A 15,689-nucleotide genomic window follows, 5' to 3' on the forward strand; every position below is an offset into this window, starting at 1 on the left:
TTTATTCTAAAAAATAAAATAATCTCTCTATTTCAAAACTATTGCACAATTGTGATAAGGGTGATAATATGTGTGTGGGGATATACAATTACATACATAATTCAGAAGTGGAGAGATTTTTTATGGAAAAAACATTTCTAATGGTAAAACCAGACGGTGTACAACGTGCCTTCATTGGGGAAATTGTAGCTCGTTTTGAGAAAAAAGGCTTTCAATTAGTTGGTGCAAAATTAATGCAAGTCACTCCAGAAATTGCTGGACAACACTACACTGAGCATAAGGAAAAACCTTTCTTTGGTGAGTTAGTAGACTTTATTACATCTGGACCTGTATTCGCAATGGTATGGCAAGGTGAAGGTGTAGTAGATACAGCTCGTAACATGATGGGGAAAACAAGACCACATGAAGCAGCTCCTGGAACAATTCGTGGAGATTTCGGTGTAACTGTTGCGAAAAATATTATCCATGGTTCTGATTCTTTAGAAAGCGCAGAGCGCGAGATTGCTATTTTCTTTAAAGAAGAAGAATTAGTTGACTACTCAAAATTAATGAATGAATGGATTTACTAATTATTTTGAAATAATTTGTAAACGCTTTAATCACTGTGATAATAGTAAAAAGTGCAAGGAGAATAGGGGTATTCTTCTTGCACTTTTTTTATTTTCAGTTAGTTACGAAGTTTGAACTGTTATGATATGTTGATATTTAAATTAGGACTATCGGAAATATAGAATAAGAAAATGGTCGATTTATGATATAATTTCTTTAATATTTTTAGAATGATAAAAGTTAATATAGTGAGATAAATACATATACGAAAAGAGGAATAACGTATGCGATATATTACAGCTGGTGAATCTCATGGTCCACAACTTACAACGATTATAGAAGGTGTTCCGGCAGGATTGTCTTTAGTAGCAGATGATATAAACGAAGAGTTAGCTAGAAGGCAAAAGGGATATGGGCGCGGTAGACGCATGCAAATTGAAACGGATCAAGTGCAAATTTTAAGTGGTGTTAGACATGGAGAAACATTAGGTTCCCCTATTGCACTTGTTGTTGAAAATCGTGATTTTGCACACTGGACAAAAATTATGGGGGCGGAGCCTTTAACTGAGCAAGAAGAAAAAGAGATGAAAAGGAAAGTGACAAAACCAAGGCCTGGGCATGCTGATTTAAATGGTGCGATTAAATATGGTCATAGAGATATGAGGAATGTACTGGAACGTTCGTCAGCGCGCGAAACGACGGTGCGTGTTGCTGCTGGTGCGGTTGCTAAAAAGGTGTTAGCAGAACTTGGTATTAAAGTAGCGGGCCATGTAATTGAAATTGGCGGTGTACAAGCTAAGGAGATTACGTATAGTTCAATTGAAGAATTAAAGAGTATTACCGAAGCATCTCCTGTACGTTGCTTAGATGACGAAGCTGGTAACCAAATGATGAAAGCGATTGATGATGCGAAAGCAAATGGTGATTCAATTGGTGGAATCGTTGAAGTAATTGTGGAAGGGATGCCAATTGGAGTAGGTAGCTACGTGCATTATGATCGAAAACTGGATGCGAAATTAGCAGCTGCAATTATGAGTATTAATGCTTTTAAAGGTGTCGAGATTGGAATTGGTTTTGAAGCAGCGCATAGACCAGGAAGTGAAGTTCATGATGAAATTCTGTGGAATGAGGAGCATGGATATACACGAAGAACAAATAATGCAGGTGGATTAGAAGGCGGTATGACGACTGGAATGCCAATTGTTGTGCGCGGTGTGATGAAACCGATACCTACACTTTATAAACCTCTTCAAAGTGTAGATATTGATACGAAAGAGCCTTTTACAGCGAGCATTGAACGTTCAGATAGTTGTGCAGTGCCAGCAGCTAGTGTCGTTGCAGAAGCGGTTGTGGCTTGGGAATTAGCGACAGCTTTAATAGAACAATTCGGATTAGATCGTATGGAACTAATTCGTGAAAATATTGAGAAACATAATGAATATGCGAGGGGATTTTAATGGGAAACATACATATTCAAACGAAATCAAAAGAATATGATGTACATGTTGGTAAAGAAGTGTTGTCAAACTTAACAACGATCGTTCAGAATATGCAGCCAGCGGTATCTAACGTAATGATTATTTCAGATGAAGCTGTTGCATCACTACATTTACAGACAGTTATCGATGCATTACAAGTAGAGCAGCACGTGTTTTCGTTTGTTGTACCAAGTGGCGAAAAAGAGAAGTCTTTCGAAAATTTCTATGCGGCTCATACGTCAGCTCTTGAAAATAAATTAGATAGAAATTCTTTAATTCTTGCACTTGGAGGCGGAATGATTGGAGATTTAGCTGGTTTTGTTGCTGCATCGTTTATGCGTGGTATTCGCTTTGTGCAGGTTCCGACAACTTTATTAGCGCACGATAGCGCAGTGGGTGGGAAAGTAGCGATTAACCATCCGTTAGGTAAAAATATGATTGGTGCATTCCATCAGCCAGAAGCAGTTGTATATCATACACCGTTTTTACAGTCTCTTCCTGAAAAAGAGTGGCGTTCAGGTTATGCAGAGGTGATAAAGCATGCTCTTATCGGTGATGTGGAGCTATACCATTGGTTAAAAGAAGAAGTGCAAACATTAGCGGATCTTCATGATGAGAAGTTAATCCATATATTAACGAAGGCGATTCCTGTAAAGGCAAATGTTGTGTCACAAGATGAAACAGAGAAGGGTGTACGTGCTCATTTGAATTTTGGACATACGTTAGGACATGCTCTTGAAAAAGAGCTAGGGTATGGAAATATTACTCACGGTGACGGTGTAGCGGTTGGAATGTTATTCGCCATATTTTTAAGTGAGCAAGTGTACAAGGTTGATCTTGCTTATGAAGATATGAAGCAGTGGTTCTTGAAATACGGCTATCCAAAAATGCCAGGAGATTTGAATGTAGAGCGCCTCGTTCAATTGATGAAACAAGATAAGAAAGCAAATGCAGGAGCAATTCATATGGTGCTTATGCAGGAATATGGGGTAGTGAATGTCGTATCTATTTCAGATGAGACTGTTCATATTGCGTTAGAGGCATTTCAAAAAGATATGGTTTAAAATGATAGCGAAGTGCTGTGAAGTGCTCATTTAGAGGTATTCTCGTAATAGTGACGGTTATGACAAAAGATTACAGTAAGGGGCTATAACCGTATTGTAATCAAATTGAATGAAATGACTGGGGGAAGAAAAATGAGAGTGAAAGAGCAATTGTTAACTTTGAGAGCGTATGTGCCTGGGAAAAACATTGAAGAAGTAAAACGAGAATATGGTTTATCAAAAATTGTGAAATTAGCATCCAACGAAAATCCATTCGGTTGCTCAGCACGTGTGACAGAAGCATTAACTTCTTTAGCGAGCCAATATGCCCTTTATCCAGATGGATATGCCTTTGAACTTCGGACAAAAATAGCGGAACATTTAGGTGTAAAAGCAGAACAACTACTATTTGGTAGTGGATTAGATGAAGTCATTCAAATGATTAGCCGAGCGTTACTACATGAAGGAACAAACGTTGTAATGGCGAATCCTACGTTTTCACAATATCATCACCATGCTGTTATTGAAGGAGCAGAAGTTCGTGAAGTATCACTTAAAGATGGTATTCACGATTTAGATGCAATGCTAGAGCAAGTAGATGAGAAAACGAAAATTGTATGGATTTGTAATCCGAATAATCCAACAGGTACATATGTTGAGAAACAAAAATTACTTTCATTTTTAGAATCAGTTCCTAAGTCGGCTCTCGTTATTATGGACGAAGCATATTATGAATACGCGGAAGCAGAAGACTATCCGCAAACATTACCACTTCTTGAAAAGTATGAAAATCTTATGGTTTTACGCACGTTTTCAAAAGCATATGGTTTAGCTGCTTTTCGTATCGGATATGCGATTGGGGATGCGAAGTTAATCGGACAGCTAGAAGTAGCTAGGTTACCATTCAATACATCAACTGTAGCCCAATCTGTAGCACTCGCTGCATTAGAAGATCAAGCTTTTTTACAAGATTGTGTGCAAAAGAATGCTGAAGGTTTAAATCAGTATTATGCATTTTGTAAAGAATATAACGTATTCTATTATCCATCTCAAACAAATTTCATTTTCTTAAAACTCGGTATACCAGGTAATGAAGCTTTCGAACGATTAATGAAAAAAGGATATATCGTTCGTTCTGGTGCTGCATTTGGTATCGATGATGGTATTCGTATTACTGTCGGTTTGAAGGAAGAAAATGATGAAATTATAGAGTTACTGAAAGAGCTTGTAAATGAGCAAGTACAGAAAGAAGAAACATATTCTTAAGAGATTGTGAAGGCTCCTATTATAGGAGCCTTTTTTATCGCATTCAAAATAAAGGTTGAAGACTGCTAATTAAGTTATTCTGTAAACCACGGTTTGTATGGCTTGATAATTAGTGAGAGAAGTTATTTGCACGGTCATAAAAGAAAGCGGTACAATAGAAGATGATGATAAGGTATCGGTGTCATATCCGAACCTTTTGAACAATTAACTACTCTGTAGGAAGAAGTATAAGAAGAAGCATGCTCATTCTAAAGGTTGCGTTCTAACAGTGAGTTGCTTATGATAAATGAACAGAAAAGAATATTTTTTAGAATTAAAGGAGACGTTTATGCAAAAGTTTGAACAAGCTGTTTCATATATTGAAAATGGTGAAGCAGAAAAAGGATTACAATTATTAAAAGAACAATTAAAAATTGCGAATGATGAAGAGAAGTATGATATCGCTCGTTACTATCATACACTTGGATTTACAGATGAGGCATTAGCAATTACTGAAGACTTACGTTTACTGTATCCAGAAGAAAGTGAATTCACTGTATTTTTAGCAGAATTATATATTGATCTAGATAAAGAAGATGAAGCGATTGAAGTGCTTCATGATATTCCAGAAAATGACGATTTATATGTTCAATCGTTATTACTTGTTGCAGATTTATTCCAAATGCAAGGTTTTGATGATGTAGCAGAGCAAAAACTATTAAAGGCGAAAGAAATGATGCCTGATGAACCTGTTATTACGTTTGGGTTAGCAGAATTATATAGTAGTAAAGGTGAAGAACAAAAGGCAATTACTTATTATGAATCGCTATTAGCGGAACATAAAGTAATGGGTGGTGTTGTGATCGCACTTCGCCTCGCAGAAACGTTAAGCGCGATCGGAAACTGGGAAGAAGCGATTTCTTATTATGAAGCAGGCCTAGAGGAACAAAAAGATATTCACTCATTATTTGGATATGCCTTCACATTATACCAAGGTGAAGAATATCAGAGAGCAATTGGTGCTTGGCAGGAATTAAAAGAATTAGACCCTGAGTACGCATCACTGTACATGTATTTAGCGAAAAGCTATGAAAAAGAAGGAATGCTTCAAGAAAGCTATGAAACGCTTCATGAAGGAATTAAAGTAGATGAGCTTTCAGTTCCATTTTATGTAGAGTTAGCGAACATTGCGGCGAAATTAGGAAAAATAGTAGAAGCAGAGGAAGTTCTTCAAAAAGCGCTTGAGTTAGATCCAGGGCATTTAGGTGCGACATTAAAATATGCATATATCTTAAAAGAACAAGAAAAGTACGAAGAGTTAATTGCAATTGTAGAGCGTGCTATTGATAGTGGAGAACCAGATACACAACTACTTTGGGATCTTGCGTATGCAAAAAAACAATTAGAAATGTATTCGGATGCATTAAAACACTATGAAAGTGCATATACTTCTTTTAAGAATCATCCAGACTTCTTAGAAGAGTACGGTTATTTCTTATTGGAAGAAGGAAAACGAAAAGAGGCGAAAGAAGTATTTACCCAGTTATTACAACTAGACCCGACACAAATTCATATTGAAGAGTTGTTATATAATTTAGAGGATTTTTCATAAGTTGGAAGGAAACTGAATGCCGCTTCTTGAATCTAAAAAGAAAAGAGAAAGACAGAGGAGGGACTTAATTGCTATGAATACCCCTGTTTCTGTAAACGAGAAGAAGGATTTTGTAAAATGGTTTTTGAATAATTACCAACTGAAACAGCGTGAATGTGTATGGATTCTGAATTATTTAATGAGTCACGACCAATTGATGCATAAAGTCCACTTCGTAGAGCATGCAAAATATTGTCCGCGTGGCTTAGTGATGTCAGCGAATTGTGTGAAAGACACACCGTTTCACTTTTTTAAACAAAATGTTATGACAACAGATGCTGAAAAATCGTTTCATGATATTCGTTTAAATCGAGATGAGGATATTTATATTCAACTCAACTTTAAATCATCGTTTCAAAATGCGAATTATGTAGCTGTATTAGAAGAAAACCCATATCTACCAAAGCATATTGAAGTAAATGAAAAAGATCGTTTACTTGCAGAAAGGTTTTTGGAAGAAAGTGTATTTTCGTTTAGGAGAGAACGCCTTTTGAAACAAATTGATGAAGCGTTAGATAAGCAAGATAAGGAAGCGTTTCATAGATTAACGGCAGAGTTAAAAACTTTATAGAATTTATTTGGATTAATAAATTTTTACAAATTTCAGACTTTCATCAAGAAAAACTACCTATATTGGGTAGTTTTTCTTTTTTTACCTCTTTTAGTATGGTTTAATATATATAAAGTGAAAGTTCTGTCATTTGTAAGTGAAGGAGGGAAGGAATTTGAAGTGGATTGTAAAAGATGTGGAACAGTTTGAGCAAGCAAGAGAGTATGTTGATACAGGAGTAATACCGCTGTTATCAATTTCGGCAGCAAAAGAAATGAAAATGGTTGTAGAACAAGGTGAATTTATCGAATTGTTGAGCACGGAATTGGAAAGAGAGTATAAGGGAAGAGTGCTTTTACTGCCTGCGTTTACGTATTTGGTAGAAAGTCAAAAGAATGAAAAAGGTCGTTTGCAAGAATGGACAAATCATTTACGAAGTGAAGGTTTTAAGCATATTGCTTATGTTACAAGTGATTTTTCATGGAAAGAGGATATGCAAGAGTTACAGGGAGATTTGTTTTGGTTTCCTTCATTAGCATTAGAACAATTTAGTGATCAAGCAAAAAGAGAAGTTATTCATGCACATATAAAAAATATAATGGTGATGTTGGAAGAGAAATGGGGAAACTCATAATAAACAGAAAGTTCTTATTATTATGAGTAGTATGATATTGACCTGTGCATGAGCGTATTATATCATGATAGTGTCCTAGTTTTTATTTTTTATATAATTTATCACGAGGGGACAATTTCTGATAGAGGGGGGAAATTTTCGTGAGCGAGAAAGAACATCGCGTGTCAAGAAGACAATTTTTAAATTACACACTCACAGGGGTAGGAGGCTTTATGGCTGCCGGTATTTTAATGCCGATGACGCGATTTGCGCTTGATCCGGTGTTAAGAAAAGAAGCGGGAACGGATATGGTTGCTGTTGCGCAAGTAAAGGATATTACAACAGAGCCGAAGCGTTTCGATTTTAAAGTGAAGCAGGTTGATGGTTGGTACAAGTCTGAAGAACCAAAATCAGCTTGGGTTCATAAAGATGAAAGCGGAGACATTGTTGCGTTCTCTCCAGTATGTAAACATTTAGGATGTACAGTTAACTGGAATTCGGACAAAGCACATCCGAATCAATTCTTTTGCCCATGTCACGGGGGTCGTTATACAAAAGATGGGATTAACATTAAAGGTACGCCACCCCTTGCTCCGCTTGATGTGTACGAGTCTAAAGTGAAAGATGGAACGCTGTATCTAGGAAAAGCGAAGCCAAGAGGGGGTGCAAAGTAGATGTTAAATAAAATTTATGATTGGGTGGATGAAAGATTAGATATTACACCAATATGGCGTGATATCGCTGATCATGAAGTACCTGAACATGTAAACCCGGCACATCACTTTTCTGCATTCGTCTATTGCTTTGGAGGACTTACCTTTTTCGTTACTGTAATTCAAATTTTATCTGGAATGTTTTTGACGATGTATTATGTGCCTGATATTAAAAATGCTTGGGAATCAGTTTACTATTTACAAAATGAAGTTGCTTATGGGCAAATTGTTCGTGGTATGCACCACTGGGGTGCTAGTCTCGTAATTGTAATGATGTTTTTACATACACTCAGAGTTTTCTTCCAAGGTGCGTATAAAAAGCCCCGTGAGTTAAACTGGATTGTTGGTGTTCTTATTTTCTTTGTTATGTTAGGTCTTGGTTTTACTGGATATTTATTACCGTGGGATATGAAAGCTTTATTTGCTACAAAAGTAGGGATTCAAATTGCAGAGCAAACACCGCTCATTGGTCCTTATATTAAAACATTACTCGCTGGTCATTCCGAAATTGTTGGCGCTCAAACATTAACTCGCTTCTTTGCTATTCACGTCTTCTTCTTACCAGCAGCACTTCTAGGTTTAATGGCCTTCCACTTCATCATGATTCGCAAACAAGGTATTTCCGGTCCACTATAAGAGATTGCTAAATTAAAGGGGAAAGAACTAAAGGAGGGAGATTATGCATCGCGGCAAAGGGATGAAGTTTGTAGGAGATTCTCGGGTACCAGTAGCTCGGAAACCAAATATTCCAAAAGACTATTCTGAATACCCAGGGAAAACAGAAGCATTTTGGCCGAACTTCTTGTTAAAAGAATGGATGGTTGGTGCAGTTTTTTTAATCGGTTATTTATGTTTAACAGTGGCGCATCCGTCGCCGCTTGAGAGAATGGCGGACCCAACAGATGCTGGATATATACCACTTCCAGATTGGTATTTCTTATTCTTGTATCAGTTATTAAAGTATTCGTATGCTTCCGGTTCATTTACTGTAATTGGAGCATTTATTATGCCAGGGATTGCGTTTGGAGCATTACTGTTAGCTCCATTTCTTGATCGAGGTCCAGAAAGACGTCCATTGAAGCGTCCTGTGGCAACTGGATTTATGCTTTTAGCAATTGCATCGATTATCTTTTTAACTTGGGAATCTGTAGCACACCACGACTGGGAAGCTGCAAAAAAACAAGGAGCAATTGTAAAAACAGCGCCAGTTGATAAAAATGATGATGGCTATAAATTAATGCAAAAAAATACTTGTTTAACATGTCATGGTGACAATTTACAAGGCGGGGCAGCAGCACCGGCACTGCAAAACTTAACTTTAAAGCCAGAAGAAATTGCTAAAATTGCGAAAGAGGGAAAAGGTTCAATGCCTAAAGGTGTATTTAAAGGTACGGATGAGGAACTGAAGAAGCTTTCGGAATTCGTTGCAAAGTATAATAAAAAATAATAAAAAAGCTGACTACAAAATTTGTAGTCAGCTTTTCTATTTAGTTGGATGAAGTTTGTTATAATAGAGTAGGATTTAGTGAATGAATTACTTTGCTTGAAAGGTGTTGGACATACGGATTGGTGTACTTGTATGCAATGTTAAGACAACGCTCGGTATTATTATTTTTATTAATTGTTAACTTATTAGGTACAATTTATGGATTTATATGGTACGGAAATCAATTGAAAGAAACGTCACCTATATTTTGGCCGTTTGTACCAGATAGTCCTATGGCGACTCTCTTTTTTGTCTTTGTTTTAATTGCTTTTTTGGCAAAGAGAAACTGGGGATTAATAGAAGCGTTAGCGATTGTAACTTTAATAAAATATGGTATTTGGGCTGTTGTTGTAAACGCGATTATGATTTACGTAAAAGGGCCTATAGGCCTTATGGGCTACATGTTAATGCTTTCGCACTTCGCGATGGCAATACAAGGATTTTTATATGCTCCATTCTATCGTATAAAAAAATGGCATTTTATAGTAGCAGCTGTGTGGACGTTGCATAACGATGCAATTGATTATTTATTTTGGCAAATGCCGCGATATGGAATTATGCATTTGTTTGTAGAGGAAATTGGTTATTTTACGTTTTGGTTAAGTATTGCTGTACTATGTATTACATATTATTGTTGCTTACGTGAGCAAAGAAAACAATTTTCTTTATGATGGTTAGAACATTTAGGGGGAGAACATGGAGAAAAATAAGAGTGGTACAAAAATATTGGATCGATTGATTACTTTAGTTGTTTCATATAGCATAGCATTTTCTATTTTTGCACTCGCAACAACGGCAGTTGTGTATGGAAAATGGTTGTATTATTTTGAAATTGATTTTTTAAATATTCCTGATTTAGCGGATATGACGAAGGATGAAATTAAAAGAAATTACGATGTGCTTATTACATATTTATCCCCGTTTTATGACGGAGCATTACATTTGCCCACATTAGATATGTCCACAAATGGCCGTATTCATTTTGTAGATGTTAAAAATATTTTAGTAAAGATTCAATATGTGATGTATGCGACAATTATGATTGCAGTGATAGGCGGAATTTATTTATTAAAAAAGAAAAATGAAAAGTTTTTACTGCACGGATCGATTTTAACAATCATTTTTCCGATAGCGCTTATGTTACCAATTGCTATTAATTTTGAAAAGAGTTTTGTATTATTCCATAAACTTTTATTTAGTAATGATTATTGGGTTTTTGATCCTGAAAAGGATCCAATTATATTAATGTTACCAGAAGAGTTCTTTATGCATGCTGCGTGTGCTATTTTATTATTCATTTTAGGTGGGAGTATACTTTGTTACAGTTTATATAGATATCTCGTAAAAAAGAAAAGGATGTCACAGAAAAAATTCTCTGCTTAAAGAGAATTTTTTTCTTTGTAAAACGATAATATATTTTTCGGTCTAGTTCTGTTCTATTCTTGTCCAAATTAACATATTTTGTACTAGTAGTTAAGGGGGGACCGGGATGAAGAGAACATTAATTGGATTGATAGCATTTCTAATTATAATGTTTCCGTTACGTATATATGCTGAAGAGTGGAATGAGCTAACAGGGTTGTTAGACGACTCGTTACAGTTAGTGAAGCGTAATGAAGATGAAAAAGCGGTACAAGTATTACAACATTTCTCGGAGCAGTTTTTAATAAAGGGGAATGAAAAGAAGCAGGAAGTAACACCAGATCAAGTTAGAGTTATTTCTTTAGCTTACGATAAGGCGCAACAATCGCTCTCTGAAGAAGGTTTAGGTAAGCAAGCTAAAATTGATAATGTGCTGGCATTACAACTTGCTGTTGATGCACAAGTATCGAAATATCAACCACTTTGGATGGAAAGAGAAAGGAAAGTAATGGATGCCTTTTCTCAAATGGAAAAAGCGATGGAAAAAGAAGATGCTGGGCAGTTTCAACAAACGTTAAATACGTTTTTAAATGAATTCAATATTATTTATCCAAGCTTAATGATTGCTTTGCCAGAAAACGAGGTCCAGCGTGTAAATGTTCATTTATCTTATTTAGATGAATTTCGTAACGTTATGTTAAAAACGAAAGGCGGCCAAATGCAATTAGGGATTATTAAAGGGGATTTGCAAAAGATATTTCACACAGTAAAAAAAGATGAAATTGCACCCTCTCTCATTTGGTTTATGACAATTACTGGGGGACTTATTTTATTCACATTAACTTATGTTGGATGGAGAAAGTATAAAGGAGAGAGAGAAAAAAGAAAAAGTAATGTACATTCTAAAAATAGATAATGCAATAAATAAAGATATGGATTGTAAGGTTTATTCATTGACAATAGTGGCAGAAGAAAATAGAATGAGAAGTACTATAATTAAAACTTCAATGGAGGTTCATGATGTTTTATTTAATTTACTTCGCGATCATAATGATCATACCGTTGTATGCACAGTCAAGAGTACGTAGTGCCTATAGCAAGTATTCACAAGTTTATTCAACATCAGGTATGACAGGAGCGGAAGTGGCTCGAAAAATTTTAGATGAAAATGGATTATACAACGTAGCTGTAGAAGAAACACCAGGTCATTTATCAGACCATTATGATCCAACCGCTAAGACGGTTCGATTATCAACAGATAACTATTATGGACATTCAGTTGCTGGTACAGCAGTTGCAGCACACGAAGTAGGACACGCAATTCAAGATGCACAAGATTATAACTTTATGCGTATTCGTCATTCGTTAGTTCCTGTGGCTAATTTTGGATCGAATATATCATGGGTATTTATTATGATTGGTATATTTGCGACAATGTCAAAACTATTGTTATTAGGTATCATTTTAATGGCAGCAGGTGTTGTGTTCCAGCTCGTTACATTGCCAGTTGAGTTTGATGCGTCAAAGCGCGCAATGCAACAAATTGAAGCGTTAGGTATTGTATCAACAGATGAATATGGGCAAGCTCGTAAAGTATTAAATGCGGCAGCATTAACATATGTAGCAGCTGCAGCTGTAGCTGTATTTGAATTATTACGTCTCGTATTAATGTATACTGGTATGCAGCGTAGCGACGACTAAAGACTATCAATTTTGATAGTCTTTTTTTGTTGTGTGGATTGAATTATATAATGTATTGCAAATAGAAATAATAGAAGTAATGCGGAAAGGTGGTGGGGGAAATGAAATATCCAGACCATTTAGTAAAACAAGTGCAAAAGCGTAGTGCTCCTTATCAACTAGAAGGTTTTTTAAGTGGACAAGGTCCTGAAAATCCCAAATTTATGTTGTTAGGAGAAGCACCTGGTGAAACAGAAATTCATAATGGGATTCCGTTTAGCGGGAGGGCGGGAAAACAATTAATGGTTTTTTTAGAGCGTATTCACGTTACAAGGGAAGAAGTATATATTACGAGCGCTGTTCGGAGTAGACCTTATAAATGGCGAGAGAAAAAAGAACGAAATGGTGAAATCATACAAAAAAAGTATAATAGAGCGCCAAATCAGGGAGAAATAGTTGCCCATGCGCCTTTGTTAGATTATGAATTAGAGAAAATACATCCGAAGCTTATCGTCACGCTTGGAAATATCGGTCTTCAACGTTTAATAGGAAAAAATAAAAAAATCACAGATGTACACGGGCAATTATTAAAACAGCCCATTCAAAAATTAAAGGATATGCAAAGTGCAGAGTTTACATGGTCAGAGAAAGAATATCATGTTTTTCCGACTTTTCATCCAGCTTCCATTTTTTATAATCGGAGTTTATTGGAGCTTATTCATGAGGATTTTGAGAAGCTTAAAAGACTTGTAATAAAAAACTAGAAAAGCTAAGGCGCTTTTCTAGTTATATTTAATTATGTAAAGGGTTTTTATTTTCATCTAACGTAAATCCTTCACCAACTACATCATGTACATCACTTACAGCGACAAAAGCATGAGGATCTACAGAAGTAATGATATTCTTTAATTTCACGATTTCATTTTTAGCAACAACGCAATACAATACATTACGTTCCACTTTTGTATACGATCCAACAGCTTTTAAAAAGGTTGCTCCGCGCTCCATTTCAGATAAAATTTTGGCAGCAATTTCATCGTTTTTCTCTGAGATAATAGTCGCTCCTTTGGCAGCATAAGCTCCTTCTTGCATAAAATCAATGACTTTAGCACCGATAAAAACAGCAACTAGCGTATACATGCCCTCGCGGTATGATAAATAGGTAAGAATAGAGACGACGATAACGACAGCATCAAACATAAACATTGTTTTCCCCATACTCCAGCCAACATATTTGTGAGCTAGTCGTGCGATAATATCTACACCACCAGTAGTCCCTCCATATTTAAATATTATTCCAAGGCCGATACCGATAAATGCCCCGGCGAATAAAGCTGCGAGTGTCATATCATTTTGCAAGTTTAAATGTAAGTTGAGTACTTCGTAACGCTGGAAAATCCATAGAAATAAAGATACGCTAAAGGTGCCAATTAATGTATATAAAAATGTCGTTCTGCCAAGTAACCTCCAGCCAATAAAAAATATAGGGATATTTAAAATTAAGTTTGAGTAGGAAGGATCAAACTTAAATAAAAAATACAATAATAGTGTAATACCAGTAAACCCACCCTCTGCAAGGTGGTTTTCAATATTGATATTGACAATACCGAAAGAAAATATAGCGGAACCAATTAAAATAAAAATAATATTTCGCATCTTCAATTTTGATGTCATATAGAAATCCCCCTAATTATGTAATGATTGCATTGCTCCGCTGAAACGGTAAAACATAATAATAAGTAATTTCTAGTTGCTAGTGAAAATAGTAAGAACCTGATTGATGTGGGCTGATTTTTTGTGAAAAGTGCAAAAGAAAGTTTCACTTTATCCCGCTCTAAAGGCTGATAGGAGATGAAGCAAAGAAGAGGGGCAAACCAGCCTTAGGAACCCGATTGGTGTGGGCTGATCTTTTGCAAAAATCGCAAAAGAAGTTTCACTTTACCCCGTACCAACGGCTGTTAGGAGATAAAGCTCTGAAGAAAGGCGAACCAGCCTTAGGAACCCGATTAGTTCAACTAATCTTTTGCAAAAAAATCACAAAAGAAGTTTCACTTTATTATAGTCTATCCAAAAATGGGTCGCAAATAGGTGTTTGGCGGGGAATAATATTTGTCAAATCGCGATGAATTGGCTAACATGAAAGAGGAAGGATTAGAGGTGAATAGTATGAAAGCAAAAACGATGAAAGATATGCAGAAAGAAGTAGATGCATATATTGGTCAGTTTAAAGAAGGTTATTTCAGTCCGCTTGCAATGATGGCTCGTTTAACGGAAGAAATGGGAGAGCTTGCAAGAGAGGTAAATCATTATTATGGTGAGAAACCGAAGAAAACAACTGAAAAAGAAAGAAGTATTGAAGAAGAGCTTGGAGATGTATTATTTGTTATGATTTGTATGGCAAATAGTTTAAATATTGATTTAGAGACAGCACATAACATTGTAATGAATAAATTTAATACACGTGATAAAGATCGCTGGACACGTATTGATGAGGGAGAGAAAGAATAATGAAAGAAATTAAAGTAATTATCGCCGGACCAAGAGGACGTATGGGACATGAAGCAGTCCTTCTTATGGAAAGAACGGAACATTTTAATTTAGTAGCAGCAGTGGATTATAAGCATGGTGGTGAGAAGATTTCTGATTTACCTGGCATGCCAGCATTACATGCGCCGATTTACGCTGATTTACATACTTGTTTAGATGAAGTAGAAGCAGATGTGTTGTTAGATTTAACAACACCAGAAGTGGGGAAACAACACGTTACACTTGCAGTTGAGCGTGGACTTCGTTCGGTTATTGGTACAACTGGATTTACAGAAGAAGAATTGACACGTTTAACAGAGAATGCAAAAGAAAAAGCAGTAGGAACAATTATTGCTCCAAACTTTGCAATTGGTGCAGTTCTTATGATGAAATTCTCACAAATGGCAGCGAAATATTTCCAAGATGTTGAGGTAATTGAATTACATCATGATCAAAAATTAGACGCACCATCTGGTACAGCTGTAAAAACGGTAGAGTTAATTCGCCAAAATCGTGAATCAAAGCAGCAAGGTCATCCAAATGAAGTAGAGCAACTAGCAGGTGCACGAGGTGCAAATGTAGACGGTATTCACATTCATAGTGTACGTTTGCCAGGGCTTATTGCACACCAAGAAGTAATGTTTGGTGGAGATGGACAAATGTTAACAGTTCGTCATGATTCATTCAATCGTGCATCATTTATGTCAGGTGTAAAACTATCAATTGAGACAGTAATGAACCTTGATCATCTTGTGTACGGTTTAGAAAATATTATCGACTAAAGGGGAGACAA

The 15,689-nt window shown here is 36.1% G+C and carries 18 protein-coding genes; 17 read left to right on the forward strand and 1 reads right to left on the reverse strand.

From position 1 onward, the window contains the following. Positions 1-122 precede the first annotated feature (122 nt). From ndk to V7S45_RS07525, 15 genes are all read left to right on the forward strand, one after another. Positions 123-569, forward strand: a complete 447-nt coding sequence (gene ndk, locus V7S45_RS07455; RefSeq protein ID WP_342761707.1) for a nucleoside-diphosphate kinase — start codon at positions 123-125, stop codon at positions 567-569. Between the two features lie 264 nt (positions 570-833). Beyond that, a complete protein-coding gene (gene aroC, locus V7S45_RS07460; protein WP_001269384.1) occupies positions 834-2,006 on the forward strand; it encodes a chorismate synthase in 1,173 nt (390 codons plus the stop codon). Further along, positions 2,006-3,091, forward strand: a complete 1,086-nt coding sequence (aroB, locus tag V7S45_RS07465) for a 3-dehydroquinate synthase (RefSeq protein ID WP_000526819.1) — start codon at positions 2,006-2,008, stop codon at positions 3,089-3,091. The genes aroC and aroB overlap by 1 nt, the downstream gene beginning before the upstream one ends. A 132-nt stretch (positions 3,092-3,223) precedes the next feature. Continuing rightward, positions 3,224-4,336 (forward strand): histidinol-phosphate transaminase, encoded by a 1,113-nt coding sequence (hisC, locus tag V7S45_RS07470; protein ID WP_001264019.1) that lies wholly within the window; start codon positions 3,224-3,226, stop codon positions 4,334-4,336. A gap of 328 nt (positions 4,337-4,664) precedes the next feature. Next, the gene (locus V7S45_RS07475) at positions 4,665-5,927 is read left to right on the forward strand and encodes a tetratricopeptide repeat protein (protein WP_001168671.1); all 1,263 of its coding nucleotides are present in this window, start codon (positions 4,665-4,667) and stop codon (positions 5,925-5,927) included. A 73-nt stretch (positions 5,928-6,000) separates the two neighbouring features. Next, positions 6,001-6,537, forward strand: coding sequence for a ReoY family proteolytic degradation factor (locus V7S45_RS07480; protein ID WP_001095925.1), 537 nt, complete (start codon positions 6,001-6,003; stop codon positions 6,535-6,537). 154 nt (positions 6,538-6,691) lie between these two features. Further along, positions 6,692-7,150 (forward strand): YpiF family protein, encoded by a 459-nt coding sequence (locus tag V7S45_RS07485; protein WP_000871313.1) that lies wholly within the window; start codon positions 6,692-6,694, stop codon positions 7,148-7,150. A gap of 140 nt (positions 7,151-7,290) precedes the next feature. Beyond that, complete coding sequence (gene qcrA / locus V7S45_RS07490; RefSeq protein ID WP_001290418.1) at positions 7,291-7,803, forward strand: menaquinol-cytochrome c reductase iron-sulfur subunit; 513 nt, start codon at positions 7,291-7,293, stop codon at positions 7,801-7,803. Then, entirely contained in the window at positions 7,804-8,478 is a 675-nt protein-coding gene (qcrB, locus tag V7S45_RS07495; protein WP_000932700.1) for a menaquinol-cytochrome c reductase cytochrome b subunit, read from the forward strand. 43 nt (positions 8,479-8,521) lie between these two features. Then, positions 8,522-9,289 carry a menaquinol-cytochrome c reductase cytochrome b/c subunit gene (gene qcrC / locus V7S45_RS07500; protein WP_000554603.1) on the forward strand — a complete coding sequence of 256 codons (768 nt, stop codon included), beginning with the start codon at positions 8,522-8,524 and terminating at the stop codon, positions 9,287-9,289. A 119-nt stretch (positions 9,290-9,408) separates the two neighbouring features. Next, positions 9,409-9,999: a DUF1405 domain-containing protein gene (locus V7S45_RS07505; RefSeq protein ID WP_025709269.1), complete on the forward strand. Its 591-nt coding sequence runs from the start codon at positions 9,409-9,411 to the stop codon at positions 9,997-9,999. Positions 10,000-10,024: 25 nt separating this feature from the next. Continuing rightward, positions 10,025-10,711, forward strand: a complete 687-nt coding sequence (locus V7S45_RS07510) for a TIGR01906 family membrane protein (protein WP_000414378.1) — start codon at positions 10,025-10,027, stop codon at positions 10,709-10,711. Between the two features lie 106 nt (positions 10,712-10,817). Continuing rightward, on the forward strand, positions 10,818-11,606 hold the full coding sequence (gene ypjB / locus V7S45_RS07515; protein ID WP_000831584.1) for a sporulation protein YpjB: 789 nt from the start codon (positions 10,818-10,820) through the stop codon (positions 11,604-11,606). Between the two features lie 101 nt (positions 11,607-11,707). Continuing rightward, complete coding sequence (locus V7S45_RS07520; RefSeq protein WP_011109966.1) at positions 11,708-12,391, forward strand: zinc metallopeptidase; 684 nt, start codon at positions 11,708-11,710, stop codon at positions 12,389-12,391. Between the two features lie 101 nt (positions 12,392-12,492). After that, a complete protein-coding gene (locus tag V7S45_RS07525; protein WP_342761708.1) occupies positions 12,493-13,134 on the forward strand; it encodes a uracil-DNA glycosylase in 642 nt (213 codons plus the stop codon). A 28-nt stretch (positions 13,135-13,162) separates the two neighbouring features. Here the strand turns inward: V7S45_RS07525 and V7S45_RS07530 are convergent, their stop codons facing one another. Beyond that, positions 13,163-14,044, reverse strand: coding sequence for a YitT family protein (locus tag V7S45_RS07530; protein WP_000202121.1), 882 nt, complete (start codon positions 14,042-14,044; stop codon positions 13,163-13,165). A gap of 492 nt (positions 14,045-14,536) precedes the next feature. On the opposite strand from V7S45_RS07530, the gene V7S45_RS07535 reads away from it, so the two are divergent. Together V7S45_RS07535 and dapB are read left to right on the forward strand one after the other, a co-directional pair. Then, the gene (locus V7S45_RS07535) at positions 14,537-14,878 is read left to right on the forward strand and encodes a nucleotide pyrophosphohydrolase (RefSeq protein WP_086395983.1); all 342 of its coding nucleotides are present in this window, start codon (positions 14,537-14,539) and stop codon (positions 14,876-14,878) included. After that, positions 14,878-15,678: a dihydrodipicolinate reductase gene (gene dapB, locus V7S45_RS07540; protein WP_000658813.1), complete on the forward strand. Its 801-nt coding sequence runs from the start codon at positions 14,878-14,880 to the stop codon at positions 15,676-15,678. Before V7S45_RS07535 ends, dapB begins: the two co-directional genes overlap by 1 nt. The last annotated feature ends 11 nt before the right edge of the window (positions 15,679-15,689 follow it).

This window comes from Bacillus sp. BR3(2024), from assembly GCF_039134555.1.
Classification (GTDB): domain Bacteria; phylum Bacillota; class Bacilli; order Bacillales; family Bacillaceae_G; genus Bacillus_A; species Bacillus_A cereus.

Coding starts and splice junctions, on each gene's coding strand:
- ndk (WP_342761707.1), top strand. CDS start 123: ATGGAAAAAACATTTCTAATGGTAAAACCAGACGGTGTACAACGTGCC.
- aroC (WP_001269384.1), top strand. CDS start 834: ATGCGATATATTACAGCTGGTGAATCTCATGGTCCACAACTTACAACG.
- aroB (WP_000526819.1), top strand. CDS start 2,006: ATGGGAAACATACATATTCAAACGAAATCAAAAGAATATGATGTACAT.
- hisC (WP_001264019.1), top strand. CDS start 3,224: ATGAGAGTGAAAGAGCAATTGTTAACTTTGAGAGCGTATGTGCCTGGG.
- V7S45_RS07475 (WP_001168671.1), top strand. CDS start 4,665: ATGCAAAAGTTTGAACAAGCTGTTTCATATATTGAAAATGGTGAAGCA.
- V7S45_RS07480 (WP_001095925.1), top strand. CDS start 6,001: ATGAATACCCCTGTTTCTGTAAACGAGAAGAAGGATTTTGTAAAATGG.
- qcrB (WP_000932700.1), top strand. CDS start 7,804: ATGTTAAATAAAATTTATGATTGGGTGGATGAAAGATTAGATATTACA.
- qcrC (WP_000554603.1), top strand. CDS start 8,522: ATGCATCGCGGCAAAGGGATGAAGTTTGTAGGAGATTCTCGGGTACCA.
- V7S45_RS07510 (WP_000414378.1), top strand. CDS start 10,025: ATGGAGAAAAATAAGAGTGGTACAAAAATATTGGATCGATTGATTACT.
- ypjB (WP_000831584.1), top strand. CDS start 10,818: ATGAAGAGAACATTAATTGGATTGATAGCATTTCTAATTATAATGTTT.
- V7S45_RS07520 (WP_011109966.1), top strand. CDS start 11,708: ATGATGTTTTATTTAATTTACTTCGCGATCATAATGATCATACCGTTG.
- V7S45_RS07525 (WP_342761708.1), top strand. CDS start 12,493: ATGAAATATCCAGACCATTTAGTAAAACAAGTGCAAAAGCGTAGTGCT.
- V7S45_RS07530 (WP_000202121.1), bottom strand. CDS start 14,044: ATGACATCAAAATTGAAGATGCGAAATATTATTTTTATTTTAATTGGT.
- V7S45_RS07535 (WP_086395983.1), top strand. CDS start 14,537: ATGAAAGCAAAAACGATGAAAGATATGCAGAAAGAAGTAGATGCATAT.
- dapB (WP_000658813.1), top strand. CDS start 14,878: ATGAAAGAAATTAAAGTAATTATCGCCGGACCAAGAGGACGTATGGGA.